This window comes from Rhodococcus sp. NPDC055112 (assembly GCF_053607505.1).
Window position 1 is genome coordinate 61093 of sequence record NZ_JBSGTR010000016.1, and the last position, 22957, is coordinate 84049.

The window sequence follows — 22957 nt, forward strand, 5'->3', positions numbered from 1 at the left end:
ACGGCGCCGTCGGAGTGATTCCAACGGCGCCGTTCGAAGCGGAGAACTGTTAGCCCTCGAGGGAACTCAGCGTCCTGGCCATGCCCCGCTCGACCGCAGCCGCGATGTAGGGCCGCAGCTCGGCCGCGGGCACGATCGCGTCCACCGAGCCGACCTCGCGAGCCCGCTCGATGTTGTGGATCGCCTCGAACTCGGCGGCCACCTCGCCCAGCTTGGCCGACCGGACCGCGGAGCGCTCGGCGGCGAGTTCGACCCGCAGGCGGGTGCGTTCGGCGTTGTCCTCGGTCTCGGCCAGGCGCGCTTCGAGGTCACGGACCGCGGGATCAGCCGCGGTGCGGGCGTTTACATCGCGGGTGAAGACGACGGCCGCGGCGGGTGCCCCGCCGAGCACCGAGGCGAAGGAGCCCTCGACCGCGAGCACCTCCATGTTCTCGTTCAGCGCGCCGGAGAACACCACGAACGCGCCGCCGTGGTAGCGCGAGACCACCACGAACACGATCGGTCCGTCGAAGTTCACGATGGCGCGGCCGATCTCGGCGCCGTACTCGAGCTGCAGGTTCCGCAGCGACTCCGGGGAGCCGTCGAAGCCGGACAGGTTCGCCAGCACCACGACCGGGCGGTTGCCGCTGGCCGCGTTGATCGCGCGGGCCGTCTTCTTCGACGAGCGCGGGAACAACGTGCCGGATGTCCACTGGTCGGGGCCGTCGGTCGGGAACCAGCCCTTGCGGGCGATGGCGCGCGATTCGATGCCGATCACCGTCACGGCGTTGCCGCCGAGGTGGGCGTCGAACACCACGGAGGTGTCGGCGTCCGCCATGTCGGCCCACCGTTCGAGCACCGCGTGGTCCTGGTCGACGACGGAGCGCATCACGGTCCGGATGTCGAAGGGCTTCTTGCGGTCCGGGTTCGTCTCCCGCGAGAAGATCTCGCCGACCGTGGTGAACTCGCTCGACGGGTGCACGTGCGGGAAGGTGCGGACGTCGCGGTCGATCGGGTCAGTGGACTCGGCCTTGCGCGGGAAACGTTCGCCCGCAGCGAGGTACGAGTGCTCGTAGTGAGTGAACAGGACGCCGATGGCCGCCGTCAGGTTCGGCGCCCAGTACTGCGCCTGGCCGTTCGGGCCCATCACCCGGTCGTAGCCGCCGATGCCGAAGTTGTCCTCGGCGGAGACGCCGCCCGAGTAGTCGAGCGACTGCTTTCCGGTCAGCACCATCGCGCTGTCCGGGGTCATCACCAGGATGCCCTTGGTGTGCATCAACATCGTCGCCTCGGCGTTCCAGTAGGGCTGGGCGCCGACGTTGATCCCGGCGACGAGGACGTTGATCTCGCCGCCGTTCTGGGTGAACGTGATGATCCGGCGCAGCCCGCGCGAGACCCAGTCCATGTTCTCGGTACCGGACTCCATCGAGATGGTGGCGCCGGAGGAGAGGGCGAACCACTCGACGGGCACGCCGAGTCGCTCCGCCATGTCGATCGCCGCGACCACGCGGGAGCACTCGGCCTCGGCCACGGTGCCCAGCGCCTTCGTCGGATCGCCGAACAGCGCGACGCGGGTCATGCCCTCGGGGTGCCGCTTGGTGGGCGTGGTCACCAGGCCGACGATGATGCCCGCGGAGTTCCGTCCGTACGGGCGGTCGACCGGGACCAGTACGCCGGACTCGTCGAGGTCGTACTCGACGAACGTGCCGCCCGCCGAGAGAGCCGGGATCAGCTCGTAGGGGTACACGGTGCCGCGGGCCTTGGACCGCTGCACCTTCTGGGTGTACGCGTCCAACGGCCTGAGCGGCTCGGTCGGCGGCTCGGTGACGGCGACCTGCAGGCCTGCGCCCGAGCGGTACGAGAACCGAACCGCCACCTGACGCGGCGCCGCGTTGGGGGTCTCCTGCAGGCGTCCGATGATGGTGAGTTGCTCGAGTCCGGCGCCAACGGTCAGCGGCGCGACGTGCTGGGCGATCCGGGCGATCCGGTCGGCCGACACCTCGAACTTCGGCCACACGTAGAGCACAACGCGGTTGTTCTCGATGCGCTTGCTGCCGCGCTCGGCCTGGACCCGGCGGATGCCGTCGAGGCAGGCCACGACGGCCCGCTCGATGGCGGGCGCGGCGGCGATCTCGCCGTCCGCGTCCATCTGCAGCGTCAGGTCGCGCACCTGCGCCATCGCGATCAGCCGCTCGTCGGTCTGGTTCTCCTTGGCGACGAGGCGATACAGGTAGGTGTCGGCCGGGGCGGGCAGGCGGGTGCCGTCGAAGTTCTTGAGCCGCCACATGTTCAGGCGCTGAGCCGTGAGCGGGTGCATGTCGCGGATGATCTTGTCCTCGACCAGCCCCGAATCCGGCTCGGCCGCGGGCCGGAACGTCACGACGCGCTGCACCGTGATGTCGCCTGGGGTCGCCACCGTGACGGTGATACGGCGCCAGGACGCCGCTCCGCTGTGCTCCTGCAACGCCGCACGCAGCGACTCGGCGAGGACGTCGCCGTCCGTGGGGGCATCCGGCCAGGCGAGGTAGAGATCGATGACCTGATTGACCGGGGCCGGACCGACCGCGGCGTCGACGACGGCAAGCGCCTCGTCGAGGCGGGCCCGCTCGGCGGCGACCGAGACCAGGCTCAGCTGCTCACCCGAGAGCTCGAAAGTGCCGGTGACGCAGGGCAAGCCGTGACCGTCGAGGGCCTTGACGTCGTGCAGGCCGCGGATCTTGTAGTACTGCCTGGTGACCACCTCCAGCAGGTCGCCGGGCAGCGAGAGCGGGTCCGCGAGGAGACCGACCAGCGGCTCAGGGGTGTCCACCAGTGCGTCGATCCGCTCCGCGCGGTCGACCGCGCCCGGACGCTCCGCGAGGTACTGCAGGCTGCCCCGCACACCGTCGTAGACCTGCTCGCGGGCCTTGCGGATCGCCGGCTCGTCGAAGATCCGGAACTGCAGGTTGCGGGCGACGTCGCCGACGACCGGGTACCGCAGCTGGGTGGCGAGGACGAGGCGGTCGAGTACCTCCGCCAGCGCGGGGTAGTTGTCCGTGCTGACGCGGCCGTCGTGCAGCCACTGCGCGAGCAGGCCGGCGACGATCGGGACCTGGGTCTCCATCCGCTGCTGCGCGACGAAGATCCGGTAGACGGCCTCCTCCAGCTCCAGCGTGCGTTCGAGGTCGTTGACGTCGTAATGACGCAGCGATCGGGAGAGCTTGGCGCGGAACGAGTCCGGCATCCCGTGGACGTCAACGTCGAGTGACTGCAGGAACGAGTGGAAGTGCTCGCGCGGGCTGTGCACCCGCTCGACGGTGTCCTCTTCGTCGACGGTCGGCCGGTTGCGGGAGAGCTCGCACAGGTCCGCGAACGTGGTCAGCAGGTTCAGCTCGGCGGCGACGAGGGTGTTGTCGGACTCGGGGAGTGACTCGCGCAGGGCCAGGTACTCGGCCAGCAGCGCGCGCGAGCGGGCGGCGTCGACGTCGAAGCCGGTGATCATCGCGCTCAGCGCATCGAGCCGCGCCAGCGCCTCGGTGAGGTCGTCGCGGTCACGGGCTTCGGGGGCGACGAACTCGACCCGCGGGGCCTTGGTGGTCACCGTCTCCTCGGCGACCTGGTCGACGCGCAGCAGCGGCGCGCCCGCGTCCACCTGGGCGTTGACCACGGCGAGCACCTCGCGGACGGTGCCCGCGTAGGGCGCCCGGATCGCGGTCTCCATCTTCATTGCCTCCAGCACCACGAGGGTGTCGCCTGCCTCGACCTCGTCGCCGACGGCGACCGGGAGGGCGACCACCACGGCGGGCGAGGGGGCGCGCACGACGCCCGCCTCGTCCTGGCTGATCTGGTGGCTGATGCCGTCGACCTCGACGAGGTGATGGGCGGGGCCGGTGACGGAGACGATGTGGAACCGGCGGCCGCCGACCACGATCCGGCTCTCGAACTCGCTGAGCCGGTCGACGTCGACCTCGATCTCGCCGCTGTCGCCGTCGATCCGGTAGCGATGCGGACCGATCTGACCGACCACGAGCTGGTAGGCCTGGCCCTGGTAGCTGAGTTCGACGGGTCGGCCGACGCCGTGCTTGGCGCGCGGCCTGCCGCCCCTGGCGGCGGCGAGGAACGCACCGCGCTCGTGGGCCTCTTCCGTGTCGTACACGCCGACCGCGGTCGCCAGCAACGCCACGGCGGCAGCGGGCGTCGGGCCGTTCGCGGTGCCCGCGCCGGTGCGATCGAGCCATCCGGTGTCCGCGCTGGCGGTGATCACCTCCTCGCGGTCCAGCAGGTCCAGCAGGAAGGACTTGGTGGTGGTGCCGCCGTCGAGGACGACGGTGGTCTCGCGCAGCGCGGTGCGCAGCCGGGCGAGGGCCTCGGATCGGTCCCGGCCCCAGGCGATGACCTTGGCGACCATGGAGTCGTAGTCGGGCGGGATGACATCGCCCTGGGCGATTCCGGTGTCCACGCGAAGTCCGGATCCGAGCGGGAACTTGAGCATACGCACGGTGCCGGGGGCCGGGGCGAACCCGTTGTCGGCGTCCTCGGCGTTGAGCCGGGCCTCGACGGCGTGGCCGAACTCGGGCGGGCAGTCGCCGACCAGCGGGTCGCCGCCCGCAACCTGGATCTGCAGCTTGACCAGGTCGATGCCGGTGGTGGCCTCGGTGATCGGATGCTCGACCTGCAGGCGGGTGTTGACCTCGAGGAAGGTGAAGACCTGCTGGGAGGGCTGGTACAGGTACTCGACGGTGGCGGCGCCGCAGTAGCCGGCCGCGCGCACCAGGTCGGCGGAGACGCCGCGCAGGTGGTCGGCCTGCTCTTTGCTCAGCAGGGGCGAGGCCGACTCCTCGATGACCTTCTGGTTCTTGCGCTGGATGGAGCAGTCCCGGACGCCGGGGGCCCAGACGTTGCCGTGCGCGTCGGCGATGACCTGCACCTCGACGTGCCGGGCCTCGGTGACCAGGCGCTCGATGAACACGACCGGGTCGCCGAAGGAACGCTCTGCCTCGCCCTGGGTGCGCTCGAGGGCGAGTTCGAGCTCGTCCTCGACGAAGACCTTGCGGATGCCACGGCCACCGCCGCCGGAGCGGGCCTTGATGATCAGCGGGTACCCGATGGCCTGCGCGTGCCTGCGGGCGTCGGCGCGGGTCTCGACGGGACCGCCGGACCACGGCGCGACCGGGACGCCGACCTTCTCGGCGAGCAGCTTGGCCTCGACCTTGTCGCCGAGCAGGCGCATGGCGTCGCCGGAGGGGCCGATGAAGGTGATGTTCAGGCGGGCGCAGAGGTCCGCGAACGCCGGGTCCTCGGCGACGAAGCCCCAGCCGACCCAGACGGCGTCGGCCCTGGCCTCGATCAGTGCGCGCTCGAGCTCGGCGTGATCGAGATATGGGGTGGCGGCCGTGGTGGACGGCCGCAGTGTCACACCCTCGTCCGCCTGCCGGACGAACATCGCCCGCCGCTCGGCGTCCGTGTGCAGCGCGATCGTCGTGATGCCGTACGGGTGCTCGGCATTGAGCTCGCGCACCGCCCGGATCAGGCGTACCGCCGCCTCACCTCGATTGACCACCGCTACACGTTTGAACATCCTCGCCCACCGTTTCTCGAATATGTGTGTCGACTGCGCCGCGCCTGCGCGACCGTCCGCCGTCCCGAACCCCGTCAGGGGTGCCGAAGCGGTGTGCAGTCCGGACCGGTTGGCCTGGGACATGCCCGACCGAGTGCGGTTGGGACCCGAAACCTCGTATGGAAACGAAGTCGAGGCGCGAGCGAATTCGATCCGGTCACGCGTAATCCTCGCCCGGCCTGGCGTCCCAAGTCGACCCTGCCGGTACGCAAGCATGCAGTATTTCCCCGACATTGTCATGTCGCGTCCGTCGCCGCCGGCGGATCGATCAATGTCGTTGCAGTGCAGTCTGTTTCGATGCGGCGCCGATGGGGCCCGGATGGCTGATCGGAACTACCAACCGGTAATAAGATTGATACTGGCGAGTAGGCATTAAGCGTACTCGTCGGTAGCGATTTATTTACTCGCGAGTAGGGTTACCGGCGGAAGAAGTTTTCTTATTGAGAAAGATACTGTTACGGCGAGTATCGATTCCCTGGGGGGAACACCTGATCTTGATATCTGCAGGTGAATGGATTGTGTCCCCGCGTGCCAAATCAAGTTGATCTTGCCGGTGCCTCGGCGGGCCCCGGACCTGGACATATGCTCAAGTGGATTCCCATTTCCGAATGATGTAGAACAGGTCTCAAGCGCTACTGGTTCGTGATCTTTCTCACAGAATACCTATGGGAAAGCGGCACACCTGGAACGCCGGAATGACAGGTCCCCGGGGGACCGGGGCCGCTCACGGTTCCGGGCACGGGATTTCAGGAAAGGCGTGTCAATGCTGCTGCCGATGTCACCGACCGACTCGATGTTCCTGCTGGGGGAGTCCCGGGATCATCCGATGCACGTCGGGGGTCTGGCACTGTTCACGCCCCCGGAGGGCGCAGGGGCGAGGGACGTGCGGGCGATGCTCGACGCGGCCTTCGCGAGGGGCGAGGTGTCGCCGCTGCTGCGCAAGCGGGCCAGGCGATCGGTGACCTCGCTCGGTCAGTGGGGCTGGGAGACCGACACCGACATCGACCTCGGCCACCACGTCAGCCACGAGGCGCTCCCGGCGCCCGGCGGGCTCACGGAGTTGCTCGAACTCGTGTCCCGCCTGCACGGCGGGTTGCTCGATCGCAGTCGCCCGCTGTGGGAGATGCACCTGATCGAGGGCCTGGAGGACGGCCGGTTCGCGGTGTACACGAAGATCCACCACGCCCTCGCCGACGGCGTGTCCGCGATGAAACTCTTGCGCAGCGCGCTCAGCGAGGATCCTGAGGCGCGCGAGATGCCCGCCCCATGGGAGCCGCTCGTGCGGGAGCGTCCCGCGCTCACGCTGGTCCCGGACGTGTCCGCCGAGGGCTCCGTCGAGCCCGCCCGCGGTGGTCCCCTCGACCTGGCGTCGGCGGTCCTGCGCGTCGCGCGCGGCGCCGTCGGCGAGGCGGTCGGCCTCCTGCCCGCCCTCGCGGGCACGGTCGACCGGGCCAGGCGCGATCGCGGCGGGTCACTGTCCTTCGCGGCGCCCAGCAGCATCTTCAACGTGCCGATCGGGGGCGCCAGGCGGTTCGCGGCGCAGTCCTGGCCGATCGAGCGGCTGCGGCTCGTCGCGAAGTGCGGTGACGCCACGATCAACGACGTGGTGCTGGCGATGTGCGCGGGCGCGCTGCGCGCCTACATGGACGAACTCGACGCGCTGCCCACCGACCCGCTGATCGCGATGGTGCCCGTCTCGTTGCGGCGTGAACAGCCAGAGGCCAAGGCGGGCAACGAGATCGGGCTGCTCATGTGCAATCTGGCCACGCACCTCGGCGATCCGGCGGCCCGGCTCGACACTGTTCGCACCGCCATGCGCGAGGGGAAGGACTCGATGCGCACCATGAGCACGGCGCAGGTCCTTGCCACCAGCGCGCTCGGTGTCGCCCCGTTGGCGCTCGGCATGTTCGGCCTCGGCGGGCCGGTCCGCCCCGCGAACGTGATGGTCTCCAACGTGCCGGGCCCCGGGACGCCCCTCTACTGGAACGGTGCCCGGCTGAGCGCGCTCTACCCGCTGTCGATCCCCGTCGACGGGCAGGCCCTGAACATCACCTGCACCAGCACCGACGACGAGATCGCGTTCGGGTTGACCGGCTGCCGCCGCAGTGTGCCGCCGTTGCAGCCACTGCTCGGATATCTCGACGACGAGCTCGCCGCGCTCGAGCGGGCCGTCGGATTGTGAAACCGGAGAGGGAAAGGACGATTCAATGCAGCTCACCGCACATGACCAGTCCCTGTTTTCAGACGATCCCGCGCCACACCGGGTCCGCTCAGCCGTGGCCATCGCGCTGGGGTCGGCCGTTCCCGCCACGGCGTCGGCCGTCCTGGTGACCGGGTCCGGCACCACCGGCGTGCTGACCGGGGCCTTCACCATCGCCTGTGTGGCGGTCGCGGCCCTGCTCATCTAGGCACTCAAAGGCTGGGACCTGATCATCGGGGTCGGGTTCAGCCGATCGGCCCGGCGAGCATCCACCGGTGACCGAACGGGTCCATCAGAGTGGCTCCGCGATGGCCGTTCTCGTTCGCCGGCTCGCGTTCGACGGCTGCGCCCCTCGCCCGCGCCCGCTCCAGCGTGGCGTCGGTGTCGGCGACAGGCAGCATCAGGCTCACCCCGGAACGGCCGGGGGCGGGCGCGGTGAAGCCGATCTCGGGGAACTCGTCGGCCAGGTACAGCGTGCCGTCGCCGATCACCAGCTCGCAGTGACCGACCCGGCCGTCGGGCATCATCACCGGCTCGCCGTCGACATGGGCGCCGAAGGCCTCGGCGTACCACTCGATCGCGCGGCGGGCGTCGGGCACGGACAGGTAGGGCAGGGCGGCGGGCCGCGGCACCAGGGTCCGCTCCTGGTCGGGGTCGCGGGGATCGGTCATGACGGCTCCTTGGTGGGTTGGCGGCGTCCACCACCATCGTCGTCCCCTCGGCGCGGTCATCGGACCGCATTTGTTCCACTACGCTGGTGCCTTGTGCTGTCCGCTGTTCCTCGCCCGGTGATCGTCCGGGCACCGTCGAAGGTCAATCTGCACCTCGGCGTCGGTGACCTGCGCGAAGACGGCTATCACGAGCTCACCTCGGTCTTCCAGGCGCTCTCGCTGCACGACGACGTCGAGGTCCGTGACGCCGACGAGCTCTCGGTCGTGGTCCAGGGCGAGAGCGCGCGGGTGGTGCCGACGGACCGCCGCAACCTGGTCTGGCAGGCCGCCGAGCTGCTCGCCGAGCGGGCGGGCCGGGACCCCGCTGTCGCCATCGCGATCGCCAAGGGCATCCCGGTCGCGGGTGGCATGGCGGGCGGCAGCGCCGACGCCGCGGCGACGCTGGTCGCCCTCGACGAGCTCTGGGAGCTCGGCCTCGAACGCGCCGATCTGGACGAGTACGCCGCCCGGCTCGGCAGCGACGTACCGTTCTCGCTGCGCGGCGGCACCGCGATCGGTACCGGTCGCGGGGAGAAGCTGCTGCCGGTGCTGTCCCGCAACACCTTTCACTGGGTTCTCGCGCTGGCCAAGGGCGGGCTGCGGACCCCTGACGTGTTCCGCGAGCTGGACCGGTTGCGGGCCGAGGGCGACCCGCCCCGGCTCGGCGACCCCGACGAGCTGATGCACGCATTGGCCGTCGGAGATCCCCATCAGCTCGCCCCCCTGCTCGGTAACGACCTGCAGCCCGCGGCGCTGTCTCTCAAGCCGGAGCTGCGCCGCACCCTGCGGGCGGGTACCGCCGCGGGTGCCCTGGCCGGGATCGTCTCGGGTTCGGGGCCCACCTGTGCCTTTCTTTGCGCGGACGCCGACGCGGCCGTGGCGGTCAGTGCGGAACTGGCGGGCGCAGGCGTCTGCCGGACCGTGCGAACAGCCCACGGACCGGTGCCCGGTGCCCGCATGATCGACGACAAGACGGAGCGCTGATGGCGAATCTGATCAATCTGGAGCAGGTCTCGAAGTCATTCGGGATCAAACCGCTGCTCGACTCGGTGTCGCTCGGCGTCCAGGAGGGCGAGCGTATCGGTGTCGTCGGCCTCAACGGCGGCGGCAAGACCACCATGCTCGAGGTGCTCGCAGGCATCGAGCCGCCGGACTCCGGCCGGGTGAGCCGGGTCGGCGGACTGCGGATGGCGGTGGTCACCCAGCGTGGCGTGCTGCCCGCGGGCTCGACCGTCGCGGACGTGGTGCTGGCCCCGCTCGGGGTCGACGAACACGAATGGGCAGGCAACGCTCGGATCCGGTCGATCCTGACCGGAATCGGCATCGACGCCGTCGGCCTCGATCGCGTGGTCGAGGGGCTGTCCGGTGGCGAGCGGCGCCGGGTGGCGCTGGCCGCCGCGCTGGTGCAGGACCTGGACCTGCTCGTGCTCGACGAGCCGACCAACCACCTCGACGTCGAGGGCGTGCAGTGGCTGGCCGAGCATCTCGTCGACCGGCGAAGCGCGCTGGTGGTCGTCACGCACGACCGGTGGTTCCTCGACACCGTCGCCAACCGCACATGGGAGGTCGTCGGCGGAAAGGTCGAGGCCTACGAGGGCGGCTACAACGACTGGATCTTTGCCCGCGCCGAGCGCTCCCGGCAGGCCGACGCCTCCGAGGAGCGTCGCCGGAACCTCGCGCGCAAGGAACTCGCCTGGCTGCGTCGCGGTGCGCCCGCCCGCACCTCCAAGCCCAAGTACCGGATCGAGGCGGCCGAGGCGCTGATCGCCGACGTGCCCCCGCCCAGGGACAAAGTCGCGCTGGCGTCGTTCGCGAACAGCCGACTCGGCAAGGTGGTCATCGAACTCGAGGATGCCACGATCGCCGCGCCGGACGGCCGGGAACTGGTGAACGATCTGACCTGGCGCTTGGCGCCCGGCGAGCGCATCGGCCTGGTCGGTGTCAACGGCTCCGGCAAGACCACGCTGCTGCGCACCCTCGCGGGCGAAATCGAACCCGCGACGGGCCGACGGAAGCAGGGGCAGACCGTCAAGATCGGTTGGCTGCGCCAGGAACTCGACGACCTGCCGACCGATCTGCGCGTGCTCGAGGCAGTAAAGGACGTCGCCGAGCGGATCGTGTTGGGTGACAAGGAAATATCCGCTGGTCAGCTGGCCGAGCGGCTGGGCTTCACCCCGGCCCGTCAGCGCACCCGAGTCGGAGATCTGTCCGGTGGTGAGCGACGACGGCTGCAGCTGACCCGGGTGCTTATGTCCGAGCCGAACGTGCTGCTGCTCGACGAGCCGACCAACGACCTGGACATCGACACGCTGCAGCAGCTCGAGGACATCCTCGACGGCTGGGCGGGCACGATGGTGGTGATCAGTCACGATCGCTACCTGATCGAGCGGATCTGTGACTCCACCTGGGCGCTGTTCGGTGACGGCAAGCTCACCAACCTGCCCGGCGGGATCGTCGACTACCTGCGCCGGCGTCGGGCCGCGGTCGAGGCGGCCGGTACCACCAGCCAGGCGCTGTCGGGTTCGTCCGCACCCGCACAGGTCAAGGATGGCGCCGCGGACCGGGCAGCCCGCAAGGAGCTGAGCAAGCTCGAGCGCCAGATCGTCAAGCTCGACGAGCGCGAGACCAAGCTGCACGCGGCGCTGGCGGAGGCCGCGACGGATCCGGCCAAGCTGCAGTCGCTCGACGCGGAGCTCCGGCAGGTCGTGATGGACAAGGACGGCGCGGAGGAGCGCTGGATGGAGCTGGCCGCCGAGCTGGAGTGAACCGGCGCTCACCCATTCCGGCCTCCTTCCCGGTCGAAGGAGACTAGTCTGCGATGCAGGTCAGTATCTGTGCATGAGTCCCGTCATGGAAGGCGTGCATCATGGATCTGGAGGCCGTCGCCGAGATCTGCAGACTCAAATACCGGTACACCCGCGCGCTGGACACCAAGGATTGGTCCACGTTCCGCGACACCCTGTTGCCCGACGCGACGGCGACCTACGGCGAGCATCTCCGGTTCGAGGATCGTGATGCGCTGGTCTCGTTCATGGAGATCACGCTGGCCCCGCACGTGCTGACCGAGCACCTGACCGGGCAGCCCGAGATCGAGGTGGACGGTGACACTGCGTCCGGGATCTGGGTGCTCTCGGACACGGTGATCATTCCGGAGGACGGGATGCTGCTACGCGGCGCGGCCTTCTATCACGATCGGTACGCCAGGGGCGCGGACGGACGGTGGCGCATCTCGCACACTGGCTACGAGCGCACCTACGAGGTGGTCATCTCCCTCGCCGACATCCCGAGCTTCCAGGTCACCTCGAGCCGGTGGGCGCTCTCGGTGACCCCGTCCGCCACCCAGGCCTCCGCCTGACGGACACCCCCGGAGTCGAATCGTCCTCGGCCCGAGGCGCTCTCGGTCGGCGGTGCGTCCTCGCGGTGCGCGGAACCGTGGTGGGGGCCTAGGGTTCGAACCGTGCCCGACATCGCGCCCCGGTCCTCGTTCGCCGACACCCGCGCGTGGCTGCGTGCCCTGCCCGCCCTGACGGCCACCACGGCGGCCGCCGATGTCCTTGACCCGACGCCCACCCCGTCACCGCTGTTCCTGCGCTGGCTGGAGGACGCGGTCGCGGCGGGCGTGCCGGAACCCCAGGCGGCCGTTCTGTCCACGACGGAGGACGACGGCCGGGTCGACGCCAGGACGCTCATCCTCAAGGACGTCGACGAGCGGGGCTGGTGGTTCTCGGGCTCGGTGGACTCCCCGAAGGGACATCAGCTGGCGGCGAACGCCTCGGCGGCCCTGACCTTCTACTGGGCCGGGGTTGGCAGGCAGGTCCGGATCCGCGGCCACGCCGAGCCGGGGGAGGCGCGGGTGAGCGCGCGGGATTACCTCGAACGGTCGGTGACCGCCCGCGCAGTCGCCGCGGCCAGCCGACAGAGCGAGGTGCTGGCCGATCCGGTCGAGTACGACCGCGCGGTCGCCGAGTCGGTCGCCCGGATCGAGGCCGAGCCGGGCCTCGTCGCGCCGGCCTGGCAGGCTTGGTGCCTGGTCCCGGACAGCGTCGAGTTCTGGCTCGCCGACCCGGGGCGCAGACACCAGCGGTTGCGGTACCGGCGGCCCGGGCCGTCAGCGGGGTGGTCGACCGCCGGGTGGATCACGGACGTCCTGTGGCCGTGACCGCGACATCACCTGAATTGGAGTGTGCATGAGCTTCATCCGGACCAATGTCGTCGACGGCGTCGGCGAGATCGTGCTGGACCGACCGAAGGCGCTCAACGCCCTCGACCCGAGCATGATCCGCGACCTGTACGAGCCGCTGCTGCGCTGGCGCGACGATCCCGCGGTCGAGACGGTGCTGGTGACCAGCGGTTCCGAGCGGGCATTCTGCGCGGGCGGCGACATCAAGGCGGTGCGGGAGGCGGTGCTGCGCGGCGACCGCGAGTTCGTGCACGGGTTCTTCGCCGACGAGTACCGGCTCAACCTGCTGATCGGCGAGTACCCGAAGCCCTACATCTCGCTGATCGACGGCGCCGCGATGGGCGGCGGGCTCGGCATCTCGGTGCACGGCTCGGTCCGGGTGGTGACCGAGCGGGCGGTGCTCGCCATGCCGGAGACCGCGATCGGGTTCTTCCCGGACGTGGGCGCGAGCCACTTCCTGCCGCGGCTGACCGGCGCGGCCGGGATGTACCTCGGGCTCACCGGCGCCAGGGCCTCGGCGGGCGACGCCGTCGCGTTCGGGCTGGCGACGCATTTCGTGCCGAGCGAGCGGTTGGCGGAGCTGGCCGACGCGATCCGCGGTGGCTCGGCTGCCGAGGCGCTCGAGAAGTTCGGCGAGCAGGCCCCCGAGGCGCCGCTGGCCGCGCGGCAGGCCGAGATCGACGAGGTGTTCACGCAGGGCACGCCCGCGGACATGCTGGCCCGGCTGACCGGGGACGACGAGTGGGCGATGCAGGCGAGGACCGCGCTGACCGCGGTGTCGCCGACCGCCGCCTTCGTCACCGCGGAGATGATCCGGCGCGGCGCGGACGACGGGCTGTCGCGGTGCCTCGACCGTGAGCTGGCGCTGACCGGCCCGGTGACCGTCGGGCCCGACTTCGTCGAGGGCGTGCGCGCGGTGCTGGTCGACAAGGACCGCAACCCGGCCTGGTCGCCGTCGAGTCTCGCCGAGGTGGACCGGGACGCGATCGCCGCGCTGTTCGACTAGCCCCGCCCGCCCCGCCGAGTGTGCAGCTTCCGTCGCCGCTTCCCGGGCGACGCCCCGGCAACTGCACAGTCGGCGGCGTTCCTCGGCGCGCGGATAGCATCGAATCCGCCATCCCTACCGGAGGAGTCAGCAATCGTGATCACCGAGATCCTCGCCCGCGCGGCGTTGAGCCCGATCCCGTCCGCCCGGGCCATCGCCGCGAAGTTCCTGCCTGTGCGCGAGCATCGGATCGAGGGCAAGCGGATTCTGCTGACCGGGGCGTCGTCCGGGGTGGGGGAGGCGGCCGCGCGGCGCCTCGCCGCCGAGGGCGCCGAGCTGATCCTCGTCGCGCGGGGTGCGGAGGCGCTCGAGGCCGTGCGCGACGAGATCGCGGGCGCGGGCGGGACCGCGCACGCCGTGCCCTGCGACCTCACCGATCCGGACGACGTGGACCGGCACGGACCCACGTCCGCGATGAGATCGGTCCCGTCGACGTGCTCGTCAACAACGCGGGCCGGTCGATCCGCCGCCCGGTCGAGGACTCCCTCGACCGCTTCCACGACTTCGAACGCACCATGGCACTGAACTACTTCGGCCCGGTGCGGCTCACCCTCGCGCTGCTGCCGCAGATGCTCGAGCGCGGGCAGGGACACGTGGTCAACGTGGCCACCTGGGGCGTGCCGGGTGGCGTCATGCCCAAGTTCGCGGCGTACCACGCGTCGAAGTCCGCGGTCAGCGCGTTCGGGCGCGACCTCGGCGCCGAGCTCGACGGCCGCGGGGTGTCCGTGACGACCGTGCACTTCCCGCTGATCCGCACCCCGATGATCGCGCCGACGAAGGACTACGACGCGATGCCGGCGCTGACCCCCGAGGACGCGGCGTCCTGGCTGGTCACCGCGATCCGGACCCGGCCGGTCGAGCTGCTCCCGACCTATGCGGAGCTGCTGCGGTTCCTGGACAATTTCGCCCCGACGGTCACGGATGCCCTCGTCCGGCGCGCCGGGATCTGACCGCTGTCGGTCGAGTGTGCAGCTATCGGGGCATCGCCCTGGCGGCGGCGACGGTAGGTGCACACTCGGCGGGGCCGGAGCGGGGGAGCCGCAGCGCCAGCCGGACACCACCCAGCGGGCTGTCCACCAATTCCACGGTCCCGCCGTGCAGCTCGGCCTGCTGGGCGACCAGCGCGAGGCCGAGCCCGGATCCCGCGGAGCCGGAGCAGGTGCCGCGGACGAAGCGCTCGAACACCGAGGCCCGCTCGGCCTCCGGCACGCCGCTCCCGTCGTCGTCGACGGTGATCACGGCGCCGCCGTCGGCGTCACCGCTGACCGTCACGAGCACCCGCTCGGCTCCGCCGTGCCGGACCGAGTTGGTGATGGCGTTGTCGAGGACCAGCCGTAGCCCGGTCGGAATGCCACGCACGACAACGGGTTCGGGGGCGGAGACGGCGATGTCCAGGTCGGGGTGGATGCGCTTGGCCGCCTGGACACAGCGGTCGACGAGCTCGGCCAGGTCCAGCTGCTCGTGGTCCGCGACGTCGGAGAGCTCGCCGACCGCGAGCCGTTCGAGGTCGGTCAGGGTGGTCTCGACCTGACGCTGCGTGCCGAGCAGGTCGCGGAGGATCTCGTCTCGCTGCTCGCCGGTGAGCCGCATCGTTGAGAGCACCTCGAGGTCGGTCCGCATCGAGGTCAGCGGCGTGCGCAGCTCGTGCGCGGACACCGCGGCGAAGTCGCGGGCGGACCCAAGAGCTTCCTCGGTCCGCTTCTGGGCCGCGGCGATCCGGTCGAGCATGTGCCCCATCGCCTCGGACAGGTCCTCGGCCTCCCTGGCCCCGCGCACGCTCGGACGGGCGGCACCGGGATCGTCGCCGATGTCATGGGTGGCGTCGGCGAGCAGCCGCAGCGGGCGCACGGCCCGCCCGGCCAGCAGCCAGCCCAGCCCGCCCGCCGCCGCGATCGCGACGACGGCCGCGATCGCGACCGCCACCTGCTGTTGGCGGATGGCCTGGGTCAGCGGGTCCTCCGGGACGGTCAACGCCAGGAAGGCGCCCGGCTCTCCTGGGACCGCGACGTCGCGGATGCGGACCGGGGTACCTGCCAGCAACTCCGTTCTGGTCGCGTCCTCGGCCGCGGTGGCCTCTTCGGACCCTCCTGACACGACGGCAGGCAGCGGAAGGGCCGGTGCCACGTCGATTATGTCGGCCGAGATCGTGTCGGCCGGGAGTGTGTTGGCCGGGGCCGACAACGTCACCGAGTCGAGGGTCCTGTCGATCTGCTCGGAGCCGTTCACCCGCAGGAACACCGCGATGGCGGCGCCGATCGCGACGATGACGACGGCCGCGGACAACGCCGACACGATGGCGACCCGCGCCCGCAGCGACAGCGACCGCCTCACGGTTGCGCTCGCAGGACGAATCCGACGCCGCGGACTGTGTGCAGGACTCGTGGCATCGAGTTCGCCTCCAGTTTCTTGCGTAGATAGGTGACGAAGACGTCGACAACATTGGTGTCGGCATCGAAGTCGTAGCCCCACACCAGGCGCAGCAGCTGGGGTCGGCTGAGCACGACGCCCGTGTTCTCCGCCAGCGCGCCGAGCAGGTCGAATTCGCGCTTGGTCAGGTCGAGCCTGCGGCCCGCGACGTGGGCGCGCCGCCCCGGCAGGTCCACCTCCAGGGCCCCGACCGTCACGGTCCCGGCGGGCGCCGCGGCCCGGGGTGCCCGCCGCAGCAGCGCCCGCAGCCGGGCGACCAGTTCGCCGAGCTCGAACGGCTTGGTCAGGTAGTCGTCCGCGCCTGCCTCCAGGCCCGCTATCCGGTCGCCGACGGAGCTGCGCGCACTGAGCACGCAGATCGGCACCTCGTTGCCCATCGCCCGCAGCGCGGTGACCACGCCGACACCGTCGAGGCCGGGCATGTTCACGTCGAGGACGATCGCGGCGGGGCACTCGTCGGACACGGCCCGCAGGGCGGAGGCGCCGTCCGTCGCGGTCTCGGTGTGAAACCCGGACAGACGGAGCCCCCGCTCCAGCGAGGCCAGGACCTTGGGGTCGTCGTCGACGACGAGGATGCGGGCGGTATCGGTCACCACATCCATGGTGCCAGGGCCGCGAAGGTGTCCTAGCAGACGCGAGTCACGGTGACGGCGCCTGCCGGGGCGTTCTCGTCCATCTCAACGGTCAGCATCTGCACATCCGCGGGCAGTTCGTCCGCCGGGACGCCGCGCGCGATGGTGCCGTCGGCGATCATCCTCTGCGCCTCCTCGTCGGTGAGCACCTGCGTGAGGACCAGTCCCGGCTCGCCCGCGGGGGTCGCGGGGGCAGAGGTGACGGCGGGCATCGCGGTCCCGTCGGCGATCAACCGCTGCACCCCCTCGGTCAGGACGTCCGCGAGCGGCTGTCCCGGCTCGCCCGCGGGGGTCGCCGGGACAGTCGCGACGGCGGGCATCGCGGTCCCGTCCTCGAGCATCTTCTGCAGCGTCTCCGGGCTGACCTCGACGGCCGTGGCCGCACAGGTCGCCGCGTCCAGCGGTGCGCCTGCCACCGCGGGGCCGGACTGCTGGACGGCGACGGCGCCGCCCTGCGGGATCGAGTCGTTGGCCCACGCGACGCCGGGGACGGCGACGGCGGCGACGGCCGCGATGCCCGCGGCCGCGATGCCTGCGCGTGCGCGGAAGGTGCCGGCAGTGAGGGACTTGCGCATGGGAACTCCTTGGGTCCTGTCGTAGCCACGGTGGCTTCGACGTGACCCAAGGTATGGACGAAAAACTCGGCGCCCGTTAGCGAATCATTAGGGGTTCGTTAGACCCGCACGGGCGTCGTCCGACGCTGGATCCGCAGCCACACCGCGAAGCCCCAGACCACGAAGCCCGCGTACACCAGATAGAGGATCGCCGACGGGTAGTAGCCGGCTTTGAGCAGCAGTGGGACGCCGACGACGTCGACGGCGATCCAGATCAACCAGAACTCGGTCCAGCCGCGGGCCATCCCGTAGGTGGCGAGCATCGAGCCCATGAAGATCCACGCCTCGGCCCACGGTCCGTAGGACCCGAGCCGGGCGAAGATCTGCGCGAACGCCACCGTGCCGGCGGCCATCGCGAGCACCAGCAGGAGCCGGTCCCGCGGCGGCGCCCACCGCGGCAGCACCGCCTGCCCGGACTCGTGCCGCGACCGCAGCCACTGCGTCCATCCGTACACGCTCACGGTGATGAACATCAGCTGGCGGCCTGCCTGGCCGTACAGGTTCAGCTCCTGCGGGGTGTGGAACAGCGCGCCCATGAACACGGTGAACAGCAACGCATTTCCGGCGATGCCGACCGGCCACGCCCACACCACGCGCTTCATCCCGCCGATCGCGGACGCGATGCCGAAGGTGTTGCCGACGATCTCACGCCACAGGATCGTGGCCCCGCCGATGTGCAGTTCCGCATCGAACAGGGTGAGCAGCGGGTTCACCGAGCTAGTCGGCGGTCGCGACGAGCGGCTCGAGGGTCAGCTCAGGAAGCTCCTTCTGCAGGTACTGCAGCCGCCACTTGTCGCTGATCAGGGCGAGCATCACGCCGTCGGACCTGGTGAAGACCTCGACCCCGCGCTGGCGGCCCAGCTCGGTGGCGGACTCGGCGTCGGTGCGGCGAGCCAGCGCGTACGGCAGACCCTCCATCCGGGCCTCCACCGAGAACTCCGCCTTCATCCGCGCGGCAACCACCTCGAACTGCATCGGGCCGACGGCCGCCATCACCGGCGCCGCGTCGCCGCGAATGTCGTTGCGCAGCACCTGGACCACGCCCTCGGAGTCGAGCTGCTCCACGGCGCGGCGGAACTGCTTGTACTTGCTCGCGCTCTCCGCGCGCAGCACCGAGAAGTGCTCGGGCGCGAACGAGGGGATCGGCGGGAACTCCACCTTCTTGTCCGTGAACAGGGTGTGACCGGGGGCCAGGGCGGTCGCGTTCACCAGGCCGACCACGTCGCCCGGGTACGCCGACTCGACGGTGGAGCGCTCGCGGCCGAACACGGTCTGCGCGTACTTGGTGGTGAAGGGCTTGCCGGTCTGGGCGTGGGTCACGACCATCCCGCGCTCGAAGACGCCGGAGACGATCCGCATGAACGCCAAGCGATCTCGGTGGCTCGTGTCCATGCCCGCCTGCACCTTGAACACCACCGCGCTGAACGGGTCGGTGACCTCGCGCGCCACGCCCTTGATGTCGTCGCGCGGGCCGGGGGCGGGCGCGAGCGCCACCAGGGTGTCGAGGATCTGCCGGACACCGAAGTTCAGCATCGCGGAGGCGAAGATGACCGGGGAGGTCTGTCCGGCCAGGAACATCTCCTGGTCGTGGTCCTGCCCGCTGGCCGAGAGCAACTCGCTCTCCTCGACCGCGGTTTCCCAGTCGGAGCCGTCACGGGCCGCGGCTGCGTCGGCGTCGAGGATCTCCTCGGGCGCGATCGTGGCGCCGCCCGCCGTGCGGGTGAATCGGATGTACTCCTGCGGGGTGCCGTCCTCTCCGCGCCGCAGCAGGCCGCGGAAGTCGCCCGCGATGCCCACCGGCCAGTACAGGGGAGTCGGGGTCAGGCCGATCCGCTCATGGATCTCGTCGAGCAGCTCCAGCGGGGTCTGACCAGGGCGGTCCCACTTGTTGATCACGGTGATGACCGGGATGCCGCGGTGGCGACACACCTGGAACAGCTTGAGGGTCTGCGGCTCGAGGCCCTTGGCGGCGTCGATCAGCATGACCGCGGCGTCGACGGCGGTGAGCACCCGGTAGGTGTCCTCCGAGAAGTCGGAGTGACCAGGGGTGTCGACGAGGTTGATGACGCTGATCGGATCGTCCGGCTCGGACTCGCCGGACTTGTAGTTGAACTGCAGCGCCGTCGAGCTGACCGAGATGCCGCGGGCCTTCTCCATCTCCATCCAGTCGGAGACGGTGGACCGGCGACCGGCCTTGCCGTGCACGGCGCCCGCCTCCGAGATCATCTTCGCGTGCAGCGCGAGGGCCTCGGTGAGCGTGGACTTACCGGCGTCCGGATGCGAGATGACCGCGAAGGTCCGCCGCCGGGTGGCCTCGGCGGCCAGGCCCTTCGGCGTCGCGGGGCCTGCCGAGGCGACCTCCGCGGGGGCGTCGGGGGAGGTGAAGGCAGACGCCGACGCGGGCTCGGTGGTCACCGGGGTTCCTAACTGATATGAGACGGACAAGATGGCGAAACGCCAATATCCCAGGTTACCCGTGCGGGTGACGCCTATGCTCGAGTGCATCCCGAACCAGGCCGTGGCCCCGCGGGAGTAACGGCCGAATTGCGTTTCCAGAAGTACCAGTGAGGGCTCTGGGGCCCTCGGTGCGGCGTTCTCCGCGCCCGACCGCCTCGTCCCTCCATCGTGCGGAGGAGGGCGTCATGAGCCGGTTCACCGAAGAGATGTTTGCCAACGCTGCGGACAGCCCCCGTGGGCTCGTGACCGGGGAACCGGACAGTCCGCACCGCCAGGTCTGGAGCGAGATACACGCGGTCGCCCGCGCGATGGCGGGCGCGCTCGCGGCCGCGGGCATCGGTCACGGCGATGCGATCGGGATTCTCGCCGGTCAGCCGGTGGACATCGCCCCGTCCGTGCAGGCCATCTGGATGCGCGGTGCCTCCGTGACCATGCTGCACCAGCCGACTCCGCGTACCGACCTCACCGTCTGGGCGGAGGACACCGAGACGGTCATCCGCATGATCTCGGCCAAGGCTGTCATCCTCGGCGCCCCCTTCGACGCGGCGGCGCCGCTGCTCGAGGAGCGTGGCATCAGGGTCGTCACGGTCGGGCACCTGCGTGCGGGACCCGACATCGATCCGGTGCGGACCGCCGAGTCCGACATCGCCTTGCAGCAGCTCACGTCGGGATCGACCGGGTCACCCAAGGCCGTGCAGATCACGCACGGGAACTTCTACACGAACTCCTGGGCGATGCTCTCCCGGATCAAGTTCTCGGTCGACGACGACGTGATGGTGAGCTGGCTGCCGCTGTTCCACGACATGGGCATGGTCGGTTTCCTCACCCTGCCGATGCAGATCGGTGCCGAGATCGTCAGCATCACGCCGATGGACTTCCTCACCTCGCCGCTGTTGTGGGCGGAGCTGATGGGCAAGTACCGGGGCACGGTCACCGCCGCGCCGAATTTCGCGTACTCCCTGCTCGCCAGGCGGCTCGCGCAGGCAGAGGACGGCGTCGTGGACCTGTCGACGGTGCGCTGTCTGCTCAACGGTGCGGAGCCGGTGGACGCCGACACGATGCTCGCGCTCGCGGAGGCTGGGGCACGATTCGGGCTGGACCCGTCGGCGTTGGCACCGACGTACGGGATGGCCGAGGTGACCCTCGCGGTCTCCCTGCCCCAGCCGGGGCAGGGACTGGTGCTGGACCTGGTGGATCCGGACCTGTTCGAGGCGGGGGGCCTGGCGGTACCGACCGACCGCGCCAATGCCCGTCGGCTCCCGACTCTCGGCCCGCTGGTGTCGGGCCTGGAGGGGCGCATCGTCGGTGAGGACGGTCGAGTGCTGCCACGGCGTGCGGTCGGCGTCATCGAGCTCAGGGGCGGGTCGGTGACCCCCGGCTACCTCACCGTGGACGGGCACAGGCCAGCACGGGACGCGGAGGGGTGGTTCAACACCGGTGACGTCGGCTATTTCACCGAAGAGGGCCTGATGGTGGTGTGCGGGCGCGTCAAGGACGTGATCATCATGGGCGGGCGCAACGTCTACCCGACCGACATCGAGCGGGCCGCGTGCACCGTCAGGGGGGTCCGGCCGGGCAACGCCGTCGCGGTGCGGCTCGATGCGGGGCAGAAGCGGGAGTCCTTCGCCGTCGCGGTGGAGACCAACGACCACGAGGATCCCGAGGAGGTCAAGCGGATCGAGCACGAGGTGGTGCACGCGGTGGTCTCGGAGGTCGGCGTCCGACCGAGGACGGTGGCCGTGCTCGGTCCGGGCAGCATCCCGAAGACGTCCTCCGGCAAGCTGCGGCGCGGGCGATCGGCGTCGCTGGTGAGCGGGGCGTGATCCGGCGCAGCGTCGGCGGGCCTGCTATTCGCGGATGCTGACCTCGGCGGTCGAGCCGTCGAAACTGAACGATCCGGCGGGTCCCCTGCAGGACATGGACTTGCCGTCGAGGGCGGTGCACGACAGATCCCCGACCGTGAGCGTCGAGCCGGGCGGCAGCAACTGGCCCGTGATGAAGGCCCCGGCGACGTTGACGACCTTGCGGACCCCGTCGGGCTCGATGACGATCGCGTCGGCGGGCGCCCGCACGCCGGTCTGGGGGTCGACGATCGGCGGATCCGACTTCGGCAGCGGGAGGTCGCACAGCATGTGCGGCGCCTGGTTGTCGGCCTGGTTCGGGTTGAACCAGCAGCCCGCGGCCCCGGAGACGAGGTGGAACACGTGCTTGCCGTCGCCGATCGCGTACTCGGCGGGATCGACCTGGACCGCCTCGGCCGCGGTGGCGACCCCGGGGGTACCCGAGTTCGCGCAGCCGCCCACCAGGATCCCGGCCACGAGCACGAGCCCGGCACCTGCTGCGCCACCCCACCGAATCACTAGGCCCCCTGCGTCATTCTCGATTTGCACACCATCGCGACGTCCGCCGCGTAGCCCAGATAGTAGCCAGCCCGGTTCGATCAGTGCAGTTGGTTCTGCGCGGCCTCGAGTCCGACGCGGAGCAGCAGCTCGACGGCGTCCGCGGCCTCCTCGCAGACCAGGTCCAGTTCTTTGCGCTCGACCGACGAGAACGGCTTGAGCACGTAGTCCGCGGGATCCATCCGGCCGGGCGGCCTGCCGATGCCGACGCGGGCGCGCAGGTAGTCCTTGGTGCCGATCGCGCTGGAGATCGAGCGGAGGCCGTTGTGCCCGCCCTCGCCGCCACCGAGCTTGAGTCGGAGCGTGCCATAGTCCAGGTCCAGCTCATCGTGCACGACCACGAGATCTGCGGGTTCGACCGAGAAGAACCGGGCAAGCGCGGCCACCGGCTTCCCGGACAGGTTCATGTACGAGCGCGGCTTTGCCACGATCACCTGACGGCTGGCGATGCGGAGCGTGACCGCGTCCGAGCCGCTCTTCTTGTGTGCGCTGAACCGGGCCCGCTCGCGGGCGGCCAGGGCGTCGACCACCATGAACCCGACGTTGTGCCTGGTGCGTTCATACTGCGGTCCTGGATTTCCCAGCCCGACGACGAGGGCAGTTGATTCGGATGGCTGGGTCAACGCGGTCGGCTCTCGGTCGTAGGGGTGGGGCCGCGAACGGCAACGGCGCGCCGTCCCTCGCGGGATGGCGCGCCGTTGTGGGTAGCGCTGCCCTG

17 protein-coding genes and 1 pseudogene are annotated in these 22957 nt (G+C 70.4%); 9 read left to right on the top strand and 9 right to left on the bottom strand.

Annotation, left to right across the window (positions count from 1 at the left end; translation table 11 throughout):
* Window positions 1-49 precede the first annotated feature (49 nt).
* Window positions 50-5536: an ATP-binding protein gene (locus ACWFRB_RS10670; RefSeq protein ID WP_452640856.1), complete on the bottom strand. Its 5487-nt coding sequence runs from the start codon at window positions 5534-5536 to the stop codon at window positions 50-52.
* Between the two features lie 802 nt (window positions 5537-6338).
* Between ACWFRB_RS10670 and ACWFRB_RS10675 the strand changes: the two genes are divergently transcribed.
* Window positions 6339-7757, top strand: a complete 1419-nt coding sequence (locus ACWFRB_RS10675; RefSeq protein ID WP_452640858.1) for a WS/DGAT/MGAT family O-acyltransferase — start codon at window positions 6339-6341, stop codon at window positions 7755-7757.
* A gap of 25 nt (window positions 7758-7782) precedes the next feature.
* Window positions 7783-7983: a hypothetical protein gene (locus ACWFRB_RS10680; protein ID WP_452640859.1), complete on the top strand. Its 201-nt coding sequence runs from the start codon at window positions 7783-7785 to the stop codon at window positions 7981-7983.
* Window positions 7984-8020: 37 nt separating this feature from the next.
* On the opposite strand, the gene ACWFRB_RS10685 is transcribed toward ACWFRB_RS10680, so the two are convergent.
* Window positions 8021-8446, bottom strand: coding sequence for a VOC family protein (locus ACWFRB_RS10685; protein ID WP_452640861.1), 426 nt, complete (start codon window positions 8444-8446; stop codon window positions 8021-8023).
* Window positions 8447-8539: 93 nt separating this feature from the next.
* Here ACWFRB_RS10685 and ACWFRB_RS10690 point away from each other — a divergent pair, with 93 nt between their 5' ends.
* The 6 genes and pseudogenes from ACWFRB_RS10690 (at window position 8540) to ACWFRB_RS10715 (ending at window position 14660) form a co-directional block, all read left to right on the top strand.
* Window positions 8540-9469: a 4-(cytidine 5'-diphospho)-2-C-methyl-D-erythritol kinase gene (locus tag ACWFRB_RS10690; RefSeq protein WP_452640863.1), complete on the top strand. Its 930-nt coding sequence runs from the start codon at window positions 8540-8542 to the stop codon at window positions 9467-9469.
* Window positions 9469-11250: an ABC-F family ATP-binding cassette domain-containing protein gene (locus ACWFRB_RS10695; protein WP_452640865.1), complete on the top strand. Its 1782-nt coding sequence runs from the start codon at window positions 9469-9471 to the stop codon at window positions 11248-11250. Before ACWFRB_RS10690 ends, ACWFRB_RS10695 begins: the two co-directional genes overlap by 1 nt.
* Window positions 11251-11351: 101 nt before the next feature.
* The gene (locus ACWFRB_RS10700; RefSeq protein ID WP_452640866.1) at window positions 11352-11840 is read left to right on the top strand and encodes a nuclear transport factor 2 family protein; all 489 of its coding nucleotides are present in this window, start codon (window positions 11352-11354) and stop codon (window positions 11838-11840) included.
* A gap of 102 nt (window positions 11841-11942) precedes the next feature.
* A complete protein-coding gene (locus ACWFRB_RS10705; RefSeq protein WP_452640867.1) occupies window positions 11943-12644 on the top strand; it encodes a pyridoxine/pyridoxamine 5'-phosphate oxidase in 702 nt (233 codons plus the stop codon).
* A 22-nt stretch (window positions 12645-12666) separates the two neighbouring features.
* Complete coding sequence (locus ACWFRB_RS10710; RefSeq protein ID WP_452640868.1) at window positions 12667-13671, top strand: enoyl-CoA hydratase/isomerase family protein; 1005 nt, start codon at window positions 12667-12669, stop codon at window positions 13669-13671.
* A 147-nt stretch (window positions 13672-13818) separates the two neighbouring features.
* Window positions 13819-14660: pseudogene (locus ACWFRB_RS10715) on the top strand (SDR family oxidoreductase).
* A gap of 22 nt (window positions 14661-14682) precedes the next feature.
* Here ACWFRB_RS10715 and ACWFRB_RS10720 read toward each other — a convergent pair.
* The 5 genes from ACWFRB_RS10720 to ACWFRB_RS10740 form a co-directional block, all read right to left on the bottom strand.
* Window positions 14683-16041 (bottom strand): HAMP domain-containing sensor histidine kinase, encoded by a 1359-nt coding sequence (locus tag ACWFRB_RS10720; protein WP_452640869.1) that lies wholly within the window; start codon window positions 16039-16041, stop codon window positions 14683-14685.
* On the bottom strand, window positions 16038-16739 hold the full coding sequence (locus ACWFRB_RS10725) for a response regulator transcription factor (RefSeq protein WP_452640870.1): 702 nt from the start codon (window positions 16737-16739) through the stop codon (window positions 16038-16040). The genes ACWFRB_RS10720 and ACWFRB_RS10725 overlap by 4 nt, the downstream gene beginning before the upstream one ends.
* A 23-nt stretch (window positions 16740-16762) precedes the next feature.
* Window positions 16763-17344: a hypothetical protein gene (locus ACWFRB_RS10730; protein WP_452640872.1), complete on the bottom strand. Its 582-nt coding sequence runs from the start codon at window positions 17342-17344 to the stop codon at window positions 16763-16765.
* A gap of 98 nt (window positions 17345-17442) precedes the next feature.
* On the bottom strand, window positions 17443-18096 hold the full coding sequence (pnuC, locus tag ACWFRB_RS10735) for a nicotinamide riboside transporter PnuC (protein WP_452640873.1): 654 nt from the start codon (window positions 18094-18096) through the stop codon (window positions 17443-17445).
* Between the two features lie 4 nt (window positions 18097-18100).
* Window positions 18101-19798: a peptide chain release factor 3 gene (locus tag ACWFRB_RS10740; RefSeq protein ID WP_452640875.1), complete on the bottom strand. Its 1698-nt coding sequence runs from the start codon at window positions 19796-19798 to the stop codon at window positions 18101-18103.
* Window positions 19799-20025: 227 nt separating this feature from the next.
* Between ACWFRB_RS10740 and ACWFRB_RS10745 the strand changes: the two genes are divergently transcribed.
* Window positions 20026-21663 carry a fatty acyl-AMP ligase gene (locus ACWFRB_RS10745; RefSeq protein ID WP_452640877.1) on the top strand — a complete coding sequence of 546 codons (1638 nt, stop codon included), beginning with the start codon at window positions 20026-20028 and terminating at the stop codon, window positions 21661-21663.
* Window positions 21664-21687: 24 nt separating this feature from the next.
* Here the strand turns inward: ACWFRB_RS10745 and ACWFRB_RS10750 are convergent, their stop codons facing one another.
* Both ACWFRB_RS10750 and pth read right to left on the bottom strand, forming a co-directional pair.
* Complete coding sequence (locus tag ACWFRB_RS10750) at window positions 21688-22164, bottom strand: hypothetical protein (protein ID WP_452640879.1); 477 nt, start codon at window positions 22162-22164, stop codon at window positions 21688-21690.
* A gap of 116 nt (window positions 22165-22280) precedes the next feature.
* Entirely contained in the window at window positions 22281-22862 is a 582-nt protein-coding gene (pth, locus tag ACWFRB_RS10755) for an aminoacyl-tRNA hydrolase (RefSeq protein ID WP_452640883.1), read from the bottom strand.
* Window positions 22863-22957 lie beyond the last annotated feature (95 nt).